The following is a 22,503-nucleotide window of genomic DNA, read 5'->3' as shown; positions in this document are numbered from 1 at the left end:
AAATAATTTATTCCTACTTATTTTTTTACAAATTTCACTTCTTCACTTTTACCCTCTTTTTCAATTAAAATGGAATAAATACCTGGTTTTAGATTGGATACGTCTAAACTTTCACCAACTTGCTTAGGTAAATCAACAATTCTACCTGTCTCAGTAGCGATTACAGTAATTTTTGAATTAGTTATATCAATACTAAAATTAAGTATATTTTCTACTGGATTTGGATATACAACTAGGTCTTCATCATTCTCTAAAACAGAGCTTCTTGCTACACTATTATTAACTTTTGTGATTCTTATCCAATTTAGATTCACACCACTATTTTGTATATAAATTCCAAAATTATAGGTACCTGCATTTATATTTACAGTGTGTGATATGGTTTGCCAATTTTGCCAACCACCAGTATTTAGAAGATTTAAAGAACCTAGTTGAATACTCCCTGCATTCAAATCTGCAGATATTTTTGCTCCATTAACTGCACTTGCCACTCTATACTCAATTAAATAAGCACCAGAAATAGGAAAATTAATGTTATTATAAGCCATCCAATCACCCGTATCAGCATAGCCTACATTTAAGCCACCTCCAGAATCAGTTGTTGGTTCTGTTTGTACACCATTCATAGCAGAGTAATTTTCTGCTTGAATGAATACAGAAGAAACACTAGTAGTTTTTTGGTAAACTCTTACATAGTCCACTAGCATTTTTGTTGGAAAACCATTATTATCAATATTGAATCCAGGCCAATTTCCTCCAACTGCCAAATTTAATAGTATGAAATAATTTTGATGGAATTCATTTGTACTATTTACATTGTTGGCAATACTAACTTCATGAAATTTTACACCATCAATAAACCATTTAATCAGATTTGCATCCCATTCGATAGTGTAAGTATGATAATTTGTAATATTGTTTACACTAGTATTTCCTCCATAAGACACATAGCCATTATTATCCCAATGTATGGTTCCAAATGTTTGATTTCCAGTATTGACATGTTCCATTATGTCAATTTCTCCACATTTTGGCCAACCCACATTAGGATCACTAATACTATTTCCTAACATCCAAAAAGCAGGCCATATTCCTTGAAATGAAGGCATTGCAATTCTAGCTTCAATTTTTCCATATTTCCAAGATTTTTTACCTTGAGTTTTCATTCTTGCCGAAGTGTAGTTGGACCCTCCAAATGATTCCCTTTTGGCAGTAATAACTAAATTTCCATTTTCAACCGTTGCATTTTCTCTTCTATAATATTGCAATTCATTATTTCCCCAACCGTTATTTCCTGTTTCAAAAACCCAATCTGAACCAATTCCATTAGTAAATTCATCTTGCCATACTAATTGCCAATTTTGACAAAAAGCTGTATTAATAAAAAATAACAAAGTAACAGTGTAGAATATGTTTATATTTTTTGTTTTCATGTTTTTAGATTTGATTATCTGTCTATTTTTTTACGAATTTTTTGGTAATGGTCTTTCCATCAATTTCAAAAACAACTGCATAAATTCCTGGTGTAAGAGTTGATACATCAAGTGTTTTGTCGTTTACAATAGGTAATTCTAAATAAATACCTCTTTGAAAATCAATAATTTGAGTTTTTACAGATTTTAAAGCCATAGAAAAGTTTAAACTATTTTCTACCGGATTTGGATAGACAAGAATACTTTCTTTTTCTTCACTAACAACTTGTTTAAAAAATGCATTACTTACTTTAGTGATTCTAATCCAATTTAAGTTAACACCACTATTTTGAATATAAATACCAAAGTTGTAAGTACCTGTGTTTACATTTACTGTTTGTGAAATGGTTTGCCAATTTTGCCAAGCTCCAGTATTTGGTATATTAACATTTCCTAATATAATTGACCCTCCATTTAAATCAGAAGAAATTACTGCTCCACTTACAGCACTAGCAACTCTATATTCAATTAAATAAGATCCTGTAGTTGGAAAAGTGATACTATTATAAGCCATCCAATCACCAGTATCTGCATAACCTACATTTAAACCACCTCCAGAATCAGTTGTTGGTTCCGTTTGAATACCATTCATATTAGAATAGTTTTCTGCTTGTATTAGTATAGAGGAAGAATTTGTGATAGCTCTAACTCTTACAGAAGTGGCTACATCATTAAAAGAATTAGCAACTAGACAAGCATTGTTTGCGTTTATAATTATTGATGTTCCTGTGAAATTATCATTTGCATAAAGAACCATTTCATAACCACTTTGCACTTTTAAAGAAGAGATATCGTTATCTAATACACCTTTAGCTTGCAATTGACTCCATGTATAGTTACCTATAGATAAATTAACAGCATAACCATCATAATTACAATGTTTGTATACAGTTGCAACACCATTTTGTGGAGGCTGCGTACCATTTATTACATCATTAATAGCAGATAATAAAGATTTCGGTCCCACTGCATCCTGAGCTAACTGCCAAATCATGACTCCTCCAGCATTTTGAATAGCGAAAGTTGTTTTTTGCTTGATTGTAGGAATTCCGTTATAATAGATTGTATTGGCAACTTGATCCACATTTTCAGAACCTGGATAAGTAGCAACAATATCAGCATAGGAAATACCTTGATTAGCTGAACTTCCAAAACCATAACCATAGAAAGGTAATCCAATAATAGCTTTACTAGCTGGCAAACCTCTTCCTGTCCAATAATTGAATTGTTGAACTGCTAAACTATATGGTGAATGTTGCCCAGGACTACTTGGATTCCAAGGACCAGTTGCATCATAAGCCATAATATTAATCCAATCAAAAGAAGAAAAAGTATAAGAAGGTACATTGGCACCACCATAACCTTGTGACAAAGCTGCAGTAATTTGTTTGTTATTTGCATGCAAACTTGCTGCTAAATCTGTTATAAAACTCCCATAGTCACCATTTATTGCTGGTCCTTCTAAATCTACATCTAGACCATCAAAATTATGTGCTATAACGTAATTTTTTAGTTTTTGTACGAATGAAGCTCTGTTTCCAGCACTTATTTGATTGAAGAAATTATCTCTTATTGCTCCTCCCTCAGAGATGGCTCCTCCTCCAATAGAAACAAATACTTTTACATTGTTTGCATGTGCTGCTTGAATAATAGCATTATTTCCTGATTGAAATGATAAATTCCCGTTAGCATCTGGATTTTCAAATGCAATATTTATATGTGTCAGTTTATTATATTGGATACTATTTGAAAAAGTATTTAAATCAATCCAATTAGGAATATAACCTATTACCTTTTTTTGTGCATAAGAAAAATTTAAAATTCCTAAAAATAGAACAAAAGTAAATTTATACGATAGTTGTTGAAATTTTGTCATGATAATGATAATTAAGTAAAAAAAGAACCTTAAAAAAAATATTTTTAAGGTTCTTTTTTGAATTATTTTTTTATAAAACGTCTTTGTTCCATTTGCCCTTCTTTATTCATAAGAATAGAATAAACACCAGGCTTAAGACTAGACACATCTACACTTTTACCATCACTTTTTGGAACATTTATAAAAATTCCTGTTTGAGAGTCAACAATCGTTATTTTAGTATTTTCAACAGAAGTACTAAAGAACAAAGTATTTTCAACTGGATTAGGATAAACTACAAATTGTTCTTTTGGTTCAGAAGAAACTTCTTTTGCTAAAGCATTGTTTACTTTAGTGATTCTTATCCAATTTAAATTAAGTCCTGTATTTTGAATATAAATACCAAAATTATAGGTTCCAGCATTTACATTTACTGTTTGGGAAACTGTTTGCCAATTTTGCCAACCACCAGTATTTGGTATATTAACATTTCCTAATATAATTGACCCTCCATTTAAATCAGAAGAAATTACTGCTCCACTTACGGCACTAGCAACTCTATATTCAATTAGATAAGATCCTGTAGTTGGAAAAGTGATACTATTATAAGCCATCCAATCACCAGTATCTGCATAACCTACATTTAAACCACCTCCAGAATCAGTTGTTGATTCTGTTTGAATGCCACTCATTGCTGAATAATCTTCGGCTTGTATAAATATTGAAACTGAATTTGATGTAGCTCTAACTCTTAAAGAAGATGTGATATCATTAAAACTATTATCAACTAAACAAGTATCATTACCTCCAACAACAATTGAAGAGCCTGAAAAATTATCATTATTATATAAAACAATTTCATAACCACTATTAACTTTTAGTGATGAAATATCATCGTTTACTACTCCTTTTGCCTGTAATTGACTTAATGTATAATTTCCTACTGCTAAATTAACAGCATAACCTCCATAATTACAATCTTTATAAACTGTTGCTACACCATTGTCTGGAGGGATTGTTCCTGTTATAGAATAACTACCTATAGAACCATAAGCTGAATATCCACCATAGCCTGGATCACCAGCTCCATTTCCGTCTACACCTATAAAATACTTTCCTGCTGCAAGGTTAACGTTCATTGTAGCGTTTAAAGCAAAAGGATCCGAATTCCAATAGGTTCCAATTTGAGTACCCGAAGCATTAAATAATCGAATTAATAAATGCAAATTTCCATCTCTACTTACTGTATTTGCATTAATAACTACATTTCCTCCACCTGTTGTAAAAGTAAAAAAATCATAATCTGCTTCACTAGATATAATTCCATTTTTCTGACTAATTGTTCCATTTGCATTGTAATTTAAACTAGCTGCACCAGAAGTTCCATTACTATAATCATCTCCTCTATATCCAATTCCAAATTTTGAACCAGCTATTGTTGCTACATCATCTTGTAAATTATTTGCATAATTATACTCTCCTTTACTCCATTGTACCACTGGTCTGTAATATCCTGCACCCATAATTGGTGCCCATGCTGTACCATTTATTCCTAAGAAATAGCCTTCACTTGGATTAGTACGACCATCATGTCCTAAATCAAAAGTATGACCAATTTCATGAGAAGACGCATCTCCTCCAGATTTACCTGAAGTGATAAACACCCAACATGGCACATCATTATCCCAATTAAAAGATCCAATGTAAGCGACACCACCAGCACCTGGTGCAGCAGTATTAGTTGGTGTTACAACAACTCTCATTCTTCTATTTCTTGGATAAGAATTAAAAACAGATTCGTTAGTAGTTACATTCAAGTTAAAAGGGCGATAATCTTCAGACACCACTTCCCAATGTTGTTGAACAGCTGCATCACTCATTCCAGATGGAGCCGCATTGATTGCATTACCATTATTCCATAAATTCCCAGCAGGCATGTAATAGCCGTCAAAATCTAATAAAACACAGCCAGCAGCTCCAGGCAAACTTTGCAAATTTAAAAGTGCTTGTGCAATAGGTGCTTCAACAGCTTCTGCTACTCTATTTTCTTTTTTTAATTGCTCTTTATCTGGAACATTTTCATAGTTAACACATATTAAACTATTTATATCAACAGACTTTACGAATGCGTTTCCATTATCATCTGAATAATATTTAAAGGCTTGATTTGTCTCTTTAATTATAATATGACCTTCAAGAGATTTAGTGGTTACATTAATATAAAAAGAGCCTTTATTGTTTTTAGTTTCTCCAATTAAATATTCACTTGAACCACTAGATTTTTGAAAATTTATTTTTCCCAATAAACTTTTATTTTCTGATACTTTTAATACAATATCATTTTCAATTCCTTTAGATGAATTGAGAGCCAAATTATTTTTTAAATTCTTTAGAAAAGTTTTATTAGATCCTAAAGAAGTTTGAGACATAGTAAGATTGCAAAATACAATCATTACTACCATTGTAGTGTAGATTCTTTTTTTCATTTTTTGTTTGTTTAAGTGTTTGTTTTGTTTTTAAGATATTCTTTTGTTTTTACATCATATTTTTTATTTTATTTTAAGTCAAATAGTTTTCAATACAAGAAATTCCAAATTATATGATTTAAAATATATTTTAAATCATATAAATTTATTTCTATAATATTTTATAAAAAAATAAATTAAACGAACGCTTGTTATATTTCAACAAACAACATCAATCAATCAATAATATGCAATAAATGATAAGTAACTTTTAATAAAAACACTTATTCTTATATTATTTTTAATTAAGTAATCCCTATTATTTTAGTAAAAATCAAAAACTATGATTGTTTTTTTTAAAGAATTTATAAATTGAAGTAAATAGTATCAAATTTGATACTATTTACTTCAATAAGGATTTGCGCTTTTATCTTAAGTGATTAATCTCTATTTCTTTATAAACTTTCTTTCTATTTTTTTACCATCTTTATCCAACATTATTGAATAAATACCAGGTTTTAGACTTGAAACATCTAGACTTCTACCATTAGATTTTGGCACCTTCAAATACATACCTCTTTGAAAATCAATAATTTGAATTTTATAATCATCAATATCTACAGTAAAACTCAAAGTATTTTCAGCAGGATTAGGATATAGTGTAAAAACTTCCTCCGTATTTGTAGAAGTCATTTTTAAGGCATTATTGACTTTAGTAATTCTTATCCAATTTAAATTCACACCTGAATTCTGAATAAAAATTCCAAAATTATATGTTCCAGCATTAACGCTAACAGTTTGAGAAACCGTTTGCCAATTTTGCCAACCTCCAGTATTTGGAATATTTACATTTCCTAGCACTATTGCTCCTGCATTTAAATCAGAAGAAATTACTGCTCCATTTACAGCACTTGCCACTCTATATTCTATTAAGTAAGAACCCGTTGTTGGAAAATTAATACTATTATATGCCATCCAATCACCCGTATCGGCATAACCAACATTCAAACCACCACCAGAATCTGTTGTTGGTTCGGTTTGAATACCATTCATTGCTGAATAATCTTCAGCTTGAATAAGTACTGAACTACTATTAGTGACTGTTCTAACTCGTAACGAAGTTGCTACATCATTAAAATTATTATCTACTAAACAAGTATCATTAGAATTTACAATAATTGAAGTTCCAGTAAAATTATCATTAGCATAAAGAACCATTTCATAACCACTTTGTACTTTTAGAGAAGAAATATCGTTATCTAAAATTCCTCTACTTTGTAATTGACTTAATGTATAGTTTCCGGCTGGTAGGTTTACTGCATAACCTCCATAATTACAATCTTTATAAACTGTAGCTACTCCTGTACTTGTATTTATTCCATAGTAACCTCCAAAAGTTGCAATAACCTTTGTTGGTTGTGGTGAATGAAGTGAAGGTGATTGATCAGCAACATCATCATAAGCAAATCCATAAGATAAATTATCTACACTTATTCCTGGTAAATGCCAAAATTTAGAATAGTGATTCGTAGGATTAGCTTGATAAAATTGAGCACTATTATACCAATTTTGTTGACCAGGATTTGCACTAATAACATCTACCATATGTCTATTAATAGCAGCAGTTAACTGTGCTTGAATAACCAGATCCAAGTCACCATCAACTAAACGTCTGTCTAAAACTCCTTTTCCTTCTAATGCTTCTTGCGTACTTGGTCTATTTTGTACTCTTCCTGTTCTTCCTGTAAAACCACCAGATTGACCTACAACTTCTAATTGTTCTCCATAAATTCTACCTTTAAACACACCAGCATCTCCAGCATAAAAAATTAAATCTTGGTTTTTGTATTTGTTCCAAATAGCGTCAATGTACGATTTTAAATAATTCGCATAAGGTCCAACAGATGTTCCTCCTGTTCCATCTGCAAAAGCTGGAGTTTTTGAAGGAGCTGTTATTTCACCAGTTGCATTATTAACACATCCTTGAAATTCAGCAGGTACATTTGCTTTAAAATCAGCTACAATTTGTGAATGTGATTTTAATTCTCCTACTTTCTTTTGGTATCCATTTGCCCCAATTAATTCTAATCCCATTGGATATTTATAAGAATCAACTCTAGAAGGATTACCAAAAAAACCATATTGATTATTTGTAAGCTCAATTATTTCATATAAAATTCCTTGATTTGGATCAGTTGCATTTAAAGGATTTGGTGAAGTATATCCAGATGGTGCTCCACTAGCTCCAAAAAAGTAGAAATACAGTTGCTGACCTTTAGCAATAAAAACTCTACATCCAGCTATTTGAGGAAGTGTAAAGGTTTTATTAGGTATTTCACTGAGTTTTGCAAAGCAATTGGCATACTTAGAATTTTGACCTGGTCCAGTATTTCCTCCTATTGTTGGTCCCGTAACTGTATTGTAAGATGGACTCATAGGTAAAACCTGACTCGTTTTTGGGTTTACCCAAACATGTTGATTTGTATTGTAATTTATTCCTACGATAGCTACATATAATTCAGAATCATTGAATGTCGAATTATTTTTTATTTCGAAGGGAATAGGTCCTTGGCTGTAGCCAATAATAGAAATTAATAAGAAGAAAGATAATTTCCATCCTCTAGCGATAAATTGTTTAGTTTGTTTCATCTGTTTGTTTGTTTTTGTTTATATTATAGTTTAACTCTTACATAAAAAATTCATTTTTTTTTAAAATAATTATTGGTATACTTTTATATAGTCGATACTAAATTCTTGTGGAAAAATAGCATTATCAATTGAAGGACCTCCGAAATTACCACCAATAGCCATGTTAATTAAAAAATAAAACGGCTGATTATAAGGCCAGATATTTTCATTTTTCACCTCTGGTTTAAATGTGTATACCAAATTAGAATCTACATAAAAAGCTATTGCATCTTTGTTCCAATCTATAGCATAGATATGAAAACCTTCTTCAATAGCTTCAATCTTTGTTTTTTTTGTGTTGATAGTGTTTCCGTGACTGTCCTGAGTATGCAAAGAAGTAAAAACTTGCCCTGGTTCTTTGCCTATATATTCTAAAATATCAATTTCACCACATTTTGGCCAACCCACTTCAGAAATATTAGAACCTAGCATCCAAAATGCTGGCCATAAACCTTTTCCTTGAGGTAATTTAGCTCTAGCTTCAATTCGCCCATATTGAAATTCTTTTTTACCTTTAGTAGTTATTCTTGTTGAAGCATAAGTTTTACCATCATAAGTTGCTGTAATTGTTAAAAAACCATTCGCAACTTTATGATTCTCATTCGTATAAATTTGAGATTCATTATTTCCCCATCCACAAATATTTGGACAACCATTTCCTAATTCGAAATTCCAAACTTTCTCATCTAATGCATTGCCATCAAAATTTTCTTCCCAAACTAATTTTTTAGAATTATTTTGTGCCAAACCAAAATTAAAAACCAGTAGTAAAACCAAATAATGTTTCATTATGTTATTTTTTTATAAATTCGAAACTTCCTTCCATCGTAACATCAGAACTACCTCCAACAAAAACTTTAAACTCTCCAGATTCAGCTTCCCATTTATGATTAGCTGTGTAAAATTCAAGCATTTTCTCATCGACTTTAAAAGTAATTACTTTTGATTCTTGAGGGTTTAATTCAACTAGTTCAAAAGCTTTCAATTCTTTTACAGGTCTTGTATAACTTGCAATCAAATCTCTTATGTATAGTTGGACCACTTCTTTCCCTTTCACATTACTATTGTTTTTTAATGTAATTGAAACTTCAATGTTTTCAGTAGCATTAAAATTTTCTTTATTCAAAGACAATTTAGAATATTCAAATTTAGAATAGCTTAATCCGTGTCCGAAAGCAAATAAAGGAGTGTTTTTTTCATCAATATAATGTGACCAAAAAACACTTTCTGGTTCATTCATTATAGGTCTTCCTGTATTTTTATAATTATAATAAATTGGAACTTGACCTACATTTCTAGGAAAAGTCATTGGTAACTTCCCACTTGGATTATAATCTCCATACAACACTTGAGCAATTGCATTTCCAGATTGAGTTCCTAAGTGCCAAGCTTCAACAATTGCAGGAATATTTTCCTTTGCCCAAGGAATAGCTAATGGTCTTCCGTTATTTAAAACCAAAACAATATTTTTATTTACTTTAAAAACTGCTTCCAATAATTCTTGTTGTACACCAGGTAAGCCTAATTCTGTTCTGCTTCTCCCTTCGCCAGTTTGCAAACCATGTTCCCCTAAAACCATGATTACCACATCAGCTTTTCTAGCAACTTCTACAGCTTTTGAAAATTCTGATTTATCAGTAGTATTAATTTTAGTTTCCCACATAAATTGTGTTCTACCTGTTGTAACATCTGCTCCTTTTGAATACGTTAATTGGTTCCCTTCATAAGCTTTCATACCTTCTAAGACAGAAACGGCACTTTCATCATCAGCTCCAATTCTCCAACTTCCCAAAGGGCTTGTTTTATCATTTGCAAGTGCTCCAATCAATGCTATTTTTTTACCTGATTTAACTAATGGCAAAAGATTATTCTCATTTTTAAGCAATACGATAGATTTCTTAGCCATATCTAAAACTCCTTCATGGAATTCTTTTTTCCCTACAGTTTCTTTTTCGTAAACTTCATCACAATACTTATATGGATTATCAAATAATCCTAACTCATATTTTGTTCTTAGAATACGTCTCGTCGCATCTTCAATATCTGCTTCTTTTACTTTTCCATCTTCTACCAATTCTTTCAAATTTTCGATATAAGCATAGGATTCCATATCCATATCCGAACCCGCATTAATAGCTATTTCAGCAGCATTTTTACTATCTTTAGCAAAACCATGAGCAATCATTTCATTGATTGAACCCCAATCAGAAACGACAAAGCCATTAAATTGCCAATCGCCTTTAAGAATTTCACGTTGTAGCATTTTATTTCCTGTTGCTGGAACTCCATTTAAATCATTGAATGAATTCATAAAGGTTCTTACACCTGCATCTACTGAGGCTTTAAAAGGAGGTAAAATAATATTTTGCAAAGTGTGTTCGCTTATATCAACTGTATTATAATCTCTACCAGATTCAGCAAAACCATAACCTGCAAAGTGCTTGGCACAAGCCAAAACTGTTTTTTTAGAGGACAAATCATCACCTTGAAAACCTTTTATTCGTGCTTCTGCAATTCTACTTCCTAAGAATGGGTCTTCCCCAGCACCTTCCATTACTCTTCCCCATCTAGCATCTCTTGAAATATCTACCATAGGTGCAAATGTCCAGTTTATTCCAACAGCAGAAGCTTCTTCAGCTGCAATTTCAGCAGATTCTTTGATTGCTTTTAAATCCCAACTAGCCGCTTCTGCTAAAGGAATTGGACTGATAGTTTTATAACCATGAATAACATCAAAACCAAATAATAATGGAATACCTAATCTAGTTTCTTCAACGGCTATTTTTTGTAAAGCATATACTTCTTTAGCTCCTTTAACATTTAACATTGATCCTACTAATCCTTTTTTCAAGTCTTCGTATTTTTTTGCTGCCTGACCTTCTTTAGGTACTGGGCCTGTAATTTCCCAAAACCCATTATATTGATTCATTTGTCCAATCTTTTCATCTAAAGTCATCAATTTTAATATCGAATCTACTTTTATATCAATTACATCTTTTTCATTTGAGGAAATTGATTTTGCTTCTTTTGAATTGCATCCGATAATCAGAAACAGTAGTGTAATGATAAAACTATATTTTAAGGGGCTAAATTTCATTTGAAATAAGTAATAGTTATTCAAGTCTCACAAAGAATATATTGTGATACCCTTTGTGAAATTGAATAAAATTATAAAAGAATTATTTTTTTTGTAATTAAAATTTATTGGTACACTCTTACATAATCAACTTCCATAGAAGACTGAGTAAAAGAAGGATCAATTGCTCCTCCAAATGTTCCACCCATAGCTACATTAAGAATTAAAAAGAAATCATGATTAAATGGAACTGCATTTGAATTAGGAACAGAATGAAATAATACATCATCTACAAAAATCTGAATTGTTGTAGGGCTCCAAATTGCTTTATAAACATGAAATTGTGAACTAGCATCAGCTATTGTAGTAGTGTTTCCATTCCCATTTCCACCTGAATTTCCGGGATAATGTAGTGTACCATGAATAACATTAGGTTCATTTCCTTTGTGTTCCATAATATCTATTTCACCACAAAATGGCCATCCAACACCAGTATTTGCATCATAATTTTCTCCTAACATCCATATTGCAGGCCAAGTTCCTCCACCTGTAGGTAACTTTGCTCTCACTTCAACTTTACCATAAGTAAATTCGAATTTATTTTCAGATTTTAATCGTGCTGACGTATAAGTAGTTGAACCTGTTTTTATAGCCGTTATCACTAAATTTCCACCAGTAACTGTAGCATTAGCTGTAGCACTAGTGTAATTTTGCTTTTCATCATTTCCCCAACCATTATCACCAGTTCCTAAATCATAACTCCATTTAGTTGCATCTGGAGCTCCATCAATATCAAATTCATCTGAAAAAACTAAATTAGTATAGTCTACTGGTGGATTTTGTACTGGCTGAGTAGTTGTAAAAGTATGATACCAAGCAAGAGATGGGTCACTACCCATAATAGCTCTTACAACCATTCTATTAGCAGTAATAGATAAAATTTCATACGTACTTTGTCCAATATAATACCCCATGAAGCCATTATCTGAAAAATTCATTAATGTACCTCTTGTTTGTGTACTTGCATTAGCATTCATTGTTACCACAGATTCTGATGGACTTAAGGAAACTATCTTTTCACCAGAAGCATCAAAACTCAAACATAAGTCATCTCCACCATTACTTCCTCCTCCAACATTTTTAAAAGCAGAATTAAAAAAAGTTCTTCCACCATTATTTAACTCATATTTTAATATCTCTCCATCTTTTGTAAAAGTTAATACATTTTCATATAAACAATCCGAATCTGTACTAGCTGCTTTTTCCCAAGGAGCAGCCTGATAATAGAATCCATAATAATTTTGTTCTTCATTACTATTATTTGGACCTACTCCTAAATGAGCAGGCTCAGATGCTGACCAATACCAATTTTTAGTAGTTCCTCCTGTTAAAAATGTAATAGCTTCTTCATCTGTAAAATCACTTCTAACTTCCACACTTATAGTAGCATTTGTTGCAACTCCTCCTTTTCCAGAAGCAACAACAGTTATATTATACACATTTATTCCTGTTTGTGTAAAACGTTTTTGAGAAATTCCAGAAGGAGAATTTTGAGAAGTTCCATCACTAAAAATAAATTTATATGATATAGCATCATCTGCATGAGCAGTTAAATTAACTATTCCTGACCCGTCTCCAAAAGGATTACTTGTATCCTGACCTTGTATATCAGCTTGAATAACTAAACTTGATGGTGCATTTAAATCTCCAAAGTCTTTATCTTCTTCTTGACAACTTATAACTAAAATAAGTGTCAATGATAGCAAAATATATTTTTTTATATAGTTCATTTTATTTTATTTTTTTAATTAGATAATTGAATGTCATCAAAATAATAAGATGCCCCTGTACCTGCATTTCCAAAATCAAAAAACACCACAACTCGTTGATAATTATTTGCATTATTAATACCTGTAAAATCATATGTAAGTTCTTCCCAAGTATTAGCTTGAGTAGTCATAGCATCTAACTCTATATTGATTGTATTTCCATTTAACAAATTTTCGAGTTTCAACTTCACAATTATCCCTGATTGAGGAGACCAAACTTTCATTTTAATTTTTTGCATGGTAGAAAAATTGATAGGACTACCTAATTCTATAAAAGATCCAGCCCATGTTTCTGATCCATTTCCTTTAACATATTTTCCAACATTTGCTGAAGCATTAATTCCAGTAGCATCTGGGTTAACATCTACATTTGTATTAGCTCCTCCAAAATTATCAAAAGAATAGGTAAGTGTAGTAGATTCAAAATCCAATGGTAACACTACTGATGGTGCTCCAGAAGTCAATTCAATATCATCAAAATAATAATTTGCTCCAGTACCAGCATTTCCAAAATCATAAAAAAGAACCACTTTGTGGTATTCATTTGCCAAATTTACTCCTGAAAAATCAAATACCAATTCCTCCCAACTATTTGCCACTGTAGTAATTAAATCTACTTCTAAAAAAATATTAGAATCCGTACTATTTTCTAGTTTCATTTTAATAGTTTTTCCTACTTCAGGAGACCATGATTTGATCTTAATTTTTTGCATTGAACTAAAATCTATGGCTTCTCCTAATTCAATAAAAGATCCAGCCCAAACTTCAGATCCATTTCCTTTTGTCAACTGAGCTACATTATTACTTCCGTTTTCAGCATCAATACTAGGATTAGGAACAACTATAGTATTTGCTCCTCCAAAACTTGTAAAAGCATAGTTTAAAGTTGTCGATTCAAAATCAATTGGTAATAATACTGGATTTGTGATAGTTACATCTTCAGTATACTCGGTTATTGCAACTCCTCCACTTAATGCAACTACTCTTACAGTATAAGTTCCTACATCTGCATAAGTAAATGTAGTTGTTTCTCCTTCCATAAAATCTACAGGAATTTGGTTAGGGTCTTCACCAAAGTAAACTTGAAAAAAAGTTTCATAATCTGCAGTTGCCTGAACTGCTATTGAAAGATTATCCCCTGCAACAGGACTTATAGTAACATTCAAATTTTCAGGAGCGACAAATGAAACTGTTAATGATTGCGTTACTTCTGATTTTTGACCGTCTAATGTTGCCCCTACAATTCTTACCTGATATGTTCCTTCTGTATATATATGTTGTACTGATGCTCCTGGATTAACATAAGCTGGTTCAGAAGTTCCATCACCAAAATAGATTTCATATTGCGTAACACCTTCTCCGCTTGGTAAAATAGTAACCTTACCCGAATTATCTTGTTTGATTGTCATCAGTGCCGAAATATTTTTCGGTACGCTGATACTGTCTAAATTTACATTTTCATCATCGTTAGAACATCCTATAAAAAATGTTAAAACAAATAAACCTATTATTATTCTTAATTTATTCATACCTTTTATTTTAATAATTTGGATTTTGTTGCCAATTTCCATTTGAAAATTGAATCTCTTCAAAAGGAACTGGGAAAATTTCATTCTTACCAGCAGTAAAACCAGGAATAGTTCCCATAGCTCTATTGGTTCTTACTAAATCAAAGAATCTATGTCCTTCACCAACTAACTCTAATCTTCTTTCTGCTAAGATAAAATCAGTTAAAGCAGCACCTGAAGCGGCAATATCATGATTGGTATCTCCAAAAGCTCTTCTTCTAACTAAATTTAAATATGTTCTCGCTTTTCCATCATCTATTCCTCCTCTATTAAAAGCTTCAGCAGCCATTAATAAAACATCAGCATAACGAATAGCTCTATAATTATTAGGATTGGTTAGGTTTTGATCACCTACATTCGAATCTCCTTGACGAGGTAAATATTTTCTATTAAAAAAACCTGTATGTTTATACCCTTCTCCATATGTAGCACCTGTTGAAGCAGCCCAATCTACAATATTTAAAATAGCTACATCCCTTCTATTATCTCCCACTTCAAAAGCATTATAAACTTGTTGTGTAGGTACATTGAAACTGTATCCAGAATCAAACAAAGGACCATTATAGTTTCTAATACCATTAAAACCGACAGCAACATTTCCTTCACTACATTGCAAACATTCAAAACCAGCACCTTGAGCATCAGAATATTGTACTTCAAAAACAGATTCAGAACCATTTTCTTGTGAATTCTCAAATAATGTATTGTAATCCGTTACTAAAGAATAGTTGCCATCTAAAATAAGATCTTCTAAAACGTTAGAAGCATTTACAAACTTATCTTGATATAAATACACCTTACCTAATAAAGCCTGAGCAGCTCCTTTTGTTGCTCTTCCTTGTTGTGAAGCTGTTGGACTTAAATTATCTATAGCAAATAATAAATCACTTTCAATATTAGCATAAACTTCAGAAATAGGAGAACGAGGTATAGTCTCTACATCTTTTACCCCAAATCTTTCATCCACTTTTATAGGAATAGGACCAAACCATTTCACTAATTCAAAATTATAATAAGCTTTTAAAAAGCGAGCTTCAGCTATAATTTGATTTTTCCCTTCAAAATCGGTTTTATCTTTAAATTCTAAAATATAACTCGCTCTATAAACTCCTGCAAACATCCAATTCCAAATATCTTTCAAATTTGAATTTACAGGTGTATGAATCATTTCATCAATTTGCTGAAAGCCTACAACATCTGTTGCACTTTCACCTCCCGAAAGTGTGTTATCTGAAGCTATTTCTCCTAACAATACATTAACATAAGAAGATTGTAATAAATCATATGCTCCAATTAGTGCATTCTCATAATCTTCTTTACCATTAAAATAATTTTCTGAATCTATTGAATATGGTGGATCTTCATTTACAAACTCATCTGAACAAGCTGAAATTGATGTTAGTATTACTAACACTATTAATCCTATTTTTATTGTATATTTTTTCATAGTTGCTTTTTTAGAAATTAACATTTAAACCTAACATATAAGTTCTTGGATTGGGATAAAACCCATAATCAATACCTCCAGAAATTGGGTCACCACTATTTGCTGCAGGGTCAAAACCTCTATACTTAGTAAAAGTGTATACATTATTAACCGAAGCGTACAATCTAACTTTTGTAAGTTTAACCTTCTCTATCAAACTTGAAGGTAATGAATATCCTAATTGAATATTTTGAATTCTTAAAAAGGAAGCATCTTCAACAAAATAGTCAGAAAAAACATTATTAGATGAAGCTCCTGCAGTTACCCTTGGTACATCATTAGAAGTTCCTTCTCCTGTCCATCTCCCTAATATATAATTTAATTTATTCAATTTATTCTCTGTTCTCTCATAATTACGAATCATATCATTACCAACTGACGCATAAGAATAACCTACAAAGTCAAAGTTTTTATATTTTAAATTTATATTAAAACCCAATGTATAATCAGCTATAGGCTTACCTATAAAAATTCTGTCATCTGAGTTGATAACTCCATCTCCATTACTATCTTTATAACGAATATCTCCAGGTTGAGCCTGTGCTCCTAATGCTAATTGAGAAGGATGTGCGTTAACTTCAGCTTGATTTTGAAAAATTCCGTCAGTTTCATATCCATAAAAAGATCCTATAGTTTCACCAACTTGCATTCTAGTTGGTGATGGTTGACCAATTCCAAAAGCTCCACTCTCTATAAAACCTGTTGAATTATTTACTTGTGTTACTTTATTATTAATTGTAGTTATATTAAAACCTAAACTATAATTAAAATCCTTTACATTATCCTTATAATTTAAAGCTAATTCAAATCCATTATTTTTTACTGTACCTGCATTAACTGTTGGGTTGCCCGAACCAGGTGCACTACCTCCAGCAGTACCTGTAACTGGTGTGTTTCTTATTAATAAATCTTTTCTTGTATTGTTATAGTAATCTGCTGTTATTTCCAACTTATTATCAAACATTTTACTATCAAAACCAACATCAAACTTAGTATCTGTTTCCCATTTCACACTTGGGTTAGTCAAGACACCAACTGCTGTTCCAGATTGGAGACTCCCATTAAAAATATATTCTGATTCTCCTGTTAATAATGATCTGTATGCATCGCCTGGTATAGCGTCATTCCCTAATGTTCCATAACTAGCTCTTAACTTTAAAAAGTTAACTAAGCTTTCATTGTTGAAAAAATCTTCATCAGAAATTATCCAACCTCCTAAAACAGATTTAAAATATGCCACACTAAAATCTGGACCAAAATTTGAAGACTGATCTCTTCTTGCTATAAAAGATAATAAATACTTCTTTTTAAAGTCATAATCTAAAGTAGCAAACAAAGATGGCCTTTTGTAAGGTGTAGATTTATATGAACCGTTAGTTTTTATAGGATTTGTAGGTAATCCATTAGCAAGAGCAATATCTGCATATTCCCAAGAATTATAAGGGACATTATAACCCGTTGCATATAATCCTTCACTATTTGCTTCATATAATGTTCCTCCTACTGTAAGTTTAAATTTGTGTTCTTCAAAAATAGTTTTTTCATATTCTGCAAAAAAATCAAAAGTATAATTACTGATTTTTTGAGTGTTTTGTGAAACTGTACTTTGATCTACGTTATTAAAAACTTTACCTGCACCATAATTAATTAACATACTAAAGCTTTTTTCAACGCTATTAAATCTTTGAAAACCATACCTAGAAGTAAGCTTTAAATCTTTAAACATTTTATATTCTAAACTTATTGACCCATTTAGTCGCTCTTGATTATAACTATTATAAGTATTATTAATTTGAGCTAATGGATTGATAACTTCAAGTCCATAACCTGGTGTGTCTGGCACTAAAGTATAATTTCCATTAGTATCATAAACTGAAAAAACTGAAGGAACATTTATTGCATTAAATAAAACAGATCCTAAACCATTTTCATTTAAACTTTGTCTATTGAAATCCGTGTAAATCAAATTCGTTTTTAAATTTACTTTATCTGATAAATCTACACCAATGGCTAATCTTGCAGTACCTCTATCAAAACCTGATTTTTCTAAACCAACAATACCCTCTTGGTTTATTTTTGAAGCACTAAAAGAATATGTTATTGTTTCTGAACCTCCAGAAATTGAAATATCATTATTTATTATTGGTGCTTTTTCAAAAACTTTATCTTGCCAGTTTGTACCTACACCTAATCCTTCCACATTTGGATAAGGCAAAGTCAAACCTGCGTTAGCATAACTTTCATTTAGTAATAAAGCATATTCAGTAGCATTTAATAGGCTCAATTTTCTTGTTGACTCTTGAAAACCAGTGTAAGAATTGAATGAAACCTTTGTTTTAGTATTTCTCTTACCTTGTTTAGTTGTAATCAAAATTACACCATTGGCCCCTTTGGCACCATAAACAGAAGCTTGAGCATCTTTAAGAACTGTATAAGATTCTATATCAGAAGGATTCAACAATTCCATATCGCCCTGATATCCATCTATTAAAACTAAAGGGCCATTCTCACCATTAGAAGAAATACCTCTTATCCTAATATCAATTCTAGAACCAGGAGCACCAGAACTTGTAGAGACATAAACCCCTGCTACTGTACCTTGTAATGCTTGTTCTGCTTTAATTGGTCTTAAATCTTCTATAGTTTTACTATCAACAACTGCTATTGATCCAGTCACATCCTTTTTAGCTTTTGTACCATAACCTATTACTACAATTTCTTCAAGCGCTTTCAAATCTTGAAGCATATTTATTTTAATGACTTCTCCTTTTGTCACTTTATACTCATAATCAGTATAACCAACATAACTAAATATTAAAGTAACACCAATTGGAACTTTTGATAGTGTAAAATTACCATCAAAATCTGTGGCTGTCCCAATTTTATAATCTTTTGCAAAGACATTAACACTAGGTATAGGCTCTCCTGTACCTGAATCATAAACACTTCCTGAAATATCTACAGTTTGAGAAAAACCCATACATGTTAATAAAAGAAATGCAATTAGTAAAAAATTTGATCTCATAATTTGTTTTGGTTTATAATGTTAAAAGTAGAGGATAGTTTTAATATTAAGTTAAAAACAACCTCAACAAAAAATATACATCATAAAAAAAACATAAATTAATTAAATTTTTAATAAAAAAACAGCCTATTTTTAAGTATTACACAATCAATAAAATCAAACAGAATAACAAGCGAAAACGTTTATGTTGTGGTAATGTATAGGTAGAAACAACATTGTATAGGTGCTAGAAAGATAAGATATATTCTACTAAACCTTGTTCATGATCTAAATTCATCTTTTTACGCAATCTATATCTTTTTATTTCAACACTTCTTACTGAGATATTTAGCAACGGAGCAATTTCTTTAGAAGATAAATTCAATCTTAGATAAGCACAAAGCCTTAAATCATTTGGAGTTAAAGATGGATGATCATGTTTCATTTTCTTAAGAAAATCATTATCAGCATTATCGAATGCTTCTTTAAAAATGTTCCAAGAATCTTCCTTATTTATATTTTTTGTTATAGTACTAATAACAGATTTAACGCTTTTATTTGTAATTTCAGGAGTATTTTTTAAATCTTCTTTTATTAGAGTTAATAACTCATCCTTTTTAATCAGACTCATTGTTGAAACAGCCAATTCTCTATTTTTACTATCGACATCTTGTGTTAACTGCTCATTTTTAATTTTCATAAGCTGTTGAGCATTTTCTAATTCTTTTATTTCTAATAATAAATTATTCTCTTCTATTAATTTCTGTTCTTTTTGTCTGTAATAATTTTTATAAGTCTTATGAATATAATAAGCCAAAACCAAAAATAGAAAAGTATAAATTAAAAGAGCCGTATTAGTTGTATACCAAGGTTTTAAAATGATAAATTTATACAAAACCGTTTCATCTGGCTTTGAGTTTGCAATCTTAGCTCTCACTTTAAATGTATATTCTCCAGGTGATAAATTTTTAAAATTAGAACTTGTTTTTGCTGACCATTCACTCCAGTCATTTTGAAAACCTTCTAATAGAAATTGATATTCTGCATTAATATATTTATTGTATTCAGGTACTGAATAACTAAAAATAATATTATTCTCATTATGTTTAAAAATCCCATTATCACTAATAGAACAACTAATTAGTTTCTCATTTAATTTATTAATAGCAATATTTGTTATTGATAGTTTATAATTCTTAAATTTTAAATCATTTAAATTAATGGTATAATAACCATCAGTAGTACCTATCAAGTAAGTTGAATTATATAATTGAGTAATATTTTCATAACCTAACATTGAATTAGTCAAAGAAGCTGGAATAGGAATTACATTTTCTTTTAATTGGTTACTCAATTTGCTTAATGAAAAATAATGAATGTAATTTTTTGAAAACAACCATAATCTATTTGAATTATCAACTATTAATTTACCAGAAGTATATTCGTCTTTTTCAAAAACAGCACTCAATACTTTATCTTTTTCAAATTTTTTAGTCTTTTGATTTAATTTAAAAACACCATCTTTATAAGCATAATAAATAGTATTATTAAACATAATCAAACTTGAATTTTTTCCTTTAGTAGGCGAGTCGTAAGTGTAAAAGGAATTAGATTTAGTAATATCGTTATTTAATTGAAGTCTAAAAACGCCTTTATATTCATGACTTACATACACTTCTAAATCATTTGTTATTTCAAAATGTTTAGAAGAATACTCGAAACCTTTTATTCTATGGCTAAACTGCCAAGTGTCATTGCTTTTTTTCAAAACAGATAATCCAATATAATTTCCTTGAATTAATATATCTTCTCTATTAGGTATTTTTTCAAATTTCCATGTTCCAGATCCATTATAAATCAAGTTAGATTCATTCTTAGAAATCAAGAAAGTTCCAAGATTATGTCCGCAGAACAAATTATTATCATTTTCAAACAATGACCACACTTGCCCTTTAGTTCCTTTTACAAATTGAAAAGTGGAATCACTTTGTAATTTCTTAAAAAACAATCCTTGATTTGTTCCTACATATAAATTATCATGAAAAACAATTGAAGCATAAACTGTTCCTAGTATCCCTGTATCATCAGAAAAACTTTTAATAGGAGATTGTAAATTGACACAATTAATTCCGTTATCCAAACCAATCCATAAATTTCTATCTGCGTCTTCAAAAAGGGATAAAGCAGTATTATTACTTAAACCAGTATTTTGCGTAATATGGTATTTAATTTGACCTTTATTCGTAAGGATAAAAATTCCATTAGAAACGGTACCAATCGCAAAATTTCCATCAGATAACAACAAACTACTATAAACATTATTAGTTGAAATATCAGTATCAGCCTCCATTGGAAACTTATTTAATTTCCCATTATTAAATTTAAAAAAACCTAAAGATTCTGTTTGAACCAACAGATCTTCATCAATAAAAAATAAATTAATAATCTTATTATTTAAAAATACAGGATCGTTAGAAATTAATTTACTTTTCCCTTTTTCAATTTCATACAACCCCTTATTAATTACATGAAAATAAATCCCATTATGCACTACAAATGCTTTTAAAATTGGAGAATCTTCAGAAATAATATTAAATTGATCCGTTTTAGTATCATAAATATAAATTCGATTGAAGGATTGAAAAATAATCCATTGTTCATAGTTTAAAATACTCCAAAATTGTTCATCATCAATTAATTTATCTTTAATTTTACTACTTAAAGATTTATATTCTAATTCTTTTGTATCTTTTCTTATCCAATAGCCAAATTCCATATAGGCACCTGTATATATCCTATCATCAATAACATTGACTGATCTAATAATAGTTTCATTTGGAGATGGATATAAATTCCAATTTGCTCCATTAAACTCAAGAAGTCCCTCATTATTTGCAAAAAAAACAGATTGTTGCTTATCTTGCGTTATCATCCAATTTTGATTTCCTGCTATATAAGCACTTTGTGGATATTTTACAATAGGAGGTAATTCTTGTGAGTAAGAATATAAAGTACTTAATAAAAAAAGAAAATAGAATTTGAGTTTCAAAATACGTGTAG

General features: G+C 30.5%; 11 protein-coding genes. All 11 read right to left on the bottom strand.

Annotated features, from left to right (window positions below):
* Positions 1 to 17: 17 nt before the first annotated feature.
* Positions 18 to 1,433: a carbohydrate-binding protein gene (locus FIA58_RS03900; RefSeq protein WP_140960273.1), complete on the bottom strand. Its 1,416-nt coding sequence runs from the start codon at positions 1,431 to 1,433 to the stop codon at positions 18 to 20.
* 22 nt (positions 1,434 to 1,455) lie between these two features.
* Positions 1,456 to 3,348: a glycosyl hydrolase family 18 protein gene (locus FIA58_RS03895; RefSeq protein ID WP_140960271.1), complete on the bottom strand. Its 1,893-nt coding sequence runs from the start codon at positions 3,346 to 3,348 to the stop codon at positions 1,456 to 1,458.
* 62 nt (positions 3,349 to 3,410) lie between these two features.
* Positions 3,411 to 5,813 carry a carbohydrate-binding protein gene (locus FIA58_RS21385; protein WP_243754629.1) on the bottom strand — a complete coding sequence of 801 codons (2,403 nt, stop codon included), beginning with the start codon at positions 5,811 to 5,813 and terminating at the stop codon, positions 3,411 to 3,413.
* 426 nt (positions 5,814 to 6,239) lie between these two features.
* Entirely contained in the window at positions 6,240 to 8,441 is a 2,202-nt protein-coding gene (locus FIA58_RS03885; RefSeq protein ID WP_140960269.1) for a beta-1,3-glucanase family protein, read from the bottom strand.
* Between the two features lie 69 nt (positions 8,442 to 8,510).
* Positions 8,511 to 9,269 carry a glycoside hydrolase family 16 protein gene (locus tag FIA58_RS03880; RefSeq protein ID WP_140960267.1) on the bottom strand — a complete coding sequence of 253 codons (759 nt, stop codon included), beginning with the start codon at positions 9,267 to 9,269 and terminating at the stop codon, positions 8,511 to 8,513.
* Between the two features lie 4 nt (positions 9,270 to 9,273).
* Positions 9,274 to 11,577 carry a beta-glucosidase BglX gene (gene bglX / locus FIA58_RS03875; RefSeq protein WP_140960265.1) on the bottom strand — a complete coding sequence of 768 codons (2,304 nt, stop codon included), beginning with the start codon at positions 11,575 to 11,577 and terminating at the stop codon, positions 9,274 to 9,276.
* 104 nt (positions 11,578 to 11,681) lie between these two features.
* The gene (locus tag FIA58_RS03870) at positions 11,682 to 13,346 is read right to left on the bottom strand and encodes a glycoside hydrolase family 16 protein (protein ID WP_140960263.1); all 1,665 of its coding nucleotides are present in this window, start codon (positions 13,344 to 13,346) and stop codon (positions 11,682 to 11,684) included.
* A gap of 14 nt (positions 13,347 to 13,360) precedes the next feature.
* A complete protein-coding gene (locus tag FIA58_RS03865) occupies positions 13,361 to 14,914 on the bottom strand; it encodes a hypothetical protein (protein WP_140960261.1) in 1,554 nt (517 codons plus the stop codon).
* Between the two features lie 10 nt (positions 14,915 to 14,924).
* The gene (locus FIA58_RS03860; protein ID WP_140960259.1) at positions 14,925 to 16,400 is read right to left on the bottom strand and encodes a RagB/SusD family nutrient uptake outer membrane protein; all 1,476 of its coding nucleotides are present in this window, start codon (positions 16,398 to 16,400) and stop codon (positions 14,925 to 14,927) included.
* Positions 16,401 to 16,410: 10 nt separating this feature from the next.
* Complete coding sequence (locus FIA58_RS03855) at positions 16,411 to 19,464, bottom strand: SusC/RagA family TonB-linked outer membrane protein (protein ID WP_140960257.1); 3,054 nt, start codon at positions 19,462 to 19,464, stop codon at positions 16,411 to 16,413.
* Positions 19,465 to 19,690: 226 nt separating this feature from the next.
* Positions 19,691 to 22,492 carry a triple tyrosine motif-containing protein gene (locus tag FIA58_RS03850; RefSeq protein WP_317167866.1) on the bottom strand — a complete coding sequence of 934 codons (2,802 nt, stop codon included), beginning with the start codon at positions 22,490 to 22,492 and terminating at the stop codon, positions 19,691 to 19,693.
* Between the last annotated feature and the right edge of the window lie 11 nt (positions 22,493 to 22,503).

Origin of the sequence: Flavobacterium jejuense (assembly GCF_006491595.2) — a bacterium.
Taxonomy (GTDB): Bacteria; Bacteroidota; Bacteroidia; order Flavobacteriales; family Flavobacteriaceae; genus Flavobacterium; species Flavobacterium jejuense.
This window is presented reverse-complemented; position numbering and strand designations above follow the sequence as displayed.

Coding starts and splice junctions, on each gene's coding strand:
- FIA58_RS03895 (WP_140960271.1), bottom strand. CDS start 3,348: ATGACAAAATTTCAACAACTATCGTATAAATTTACTTTTGTTCTATTT.
- FIA58_RS03900 (WP_140960273.1), bottom strand. CDS start 1,433: ATGAAAACAAAAAATATAAACATATTCTACACTGTTACTTTGTTATTT.
- FIA58_RS03880 (WP_140960267.1), bottom strand. CDS start 9,269: ATGAAACATTATTTGGTTTTACTACTGGTTTTTAATTTTGGTTTGGCA.
- bglX (WP_140960265.1), bottom strand. CDS start 11,577: ATGAAATTTAGCCCCTTAAAATATAGTTTTATCATTACACTACTGTTT.
- FIA58_RS03865 (WP_140960261.1), bottom strand. CDS start 14,914: ATGAATAAATTAAGAATAATAATAGGTTTATTTGTTTTAACATTTTTT.
- FIA58_RS03860 (WP_140960259.1), bottom strand. CDS start 16,400: ATGAAAAAATATACAATAAAAATAGGATTAATAGTGTTAGTAATACTA.
- FIA58_RS03885 (WP_140960269.1), bottom strand. CDS start 8,441: ATGAAACAAACTAAACAATTTATCGCTAGAGGATGGAAATTATCTTTC.
- FIA58_RS03870 (WP_140960263.1), bottom strand. CDS start 13,346: ATGAACTATATAAAAAAATATATTTTGCTATCATTGACACTTATTTTA.
- FIA58_RS03855 (WP_140960257.1), bottom strand. CDS start 19,464: ATGAGATCAAATTTTTTACTAATTGCATTTCTTTTATTAACATGTATG.
- FIA58_RS21385 (WP_243754629.1), bottom strand. CDS start 5,813: ATGAAAAAAAGAATCTACACTACAATGGTAGTAATGATTGTATTTTGC.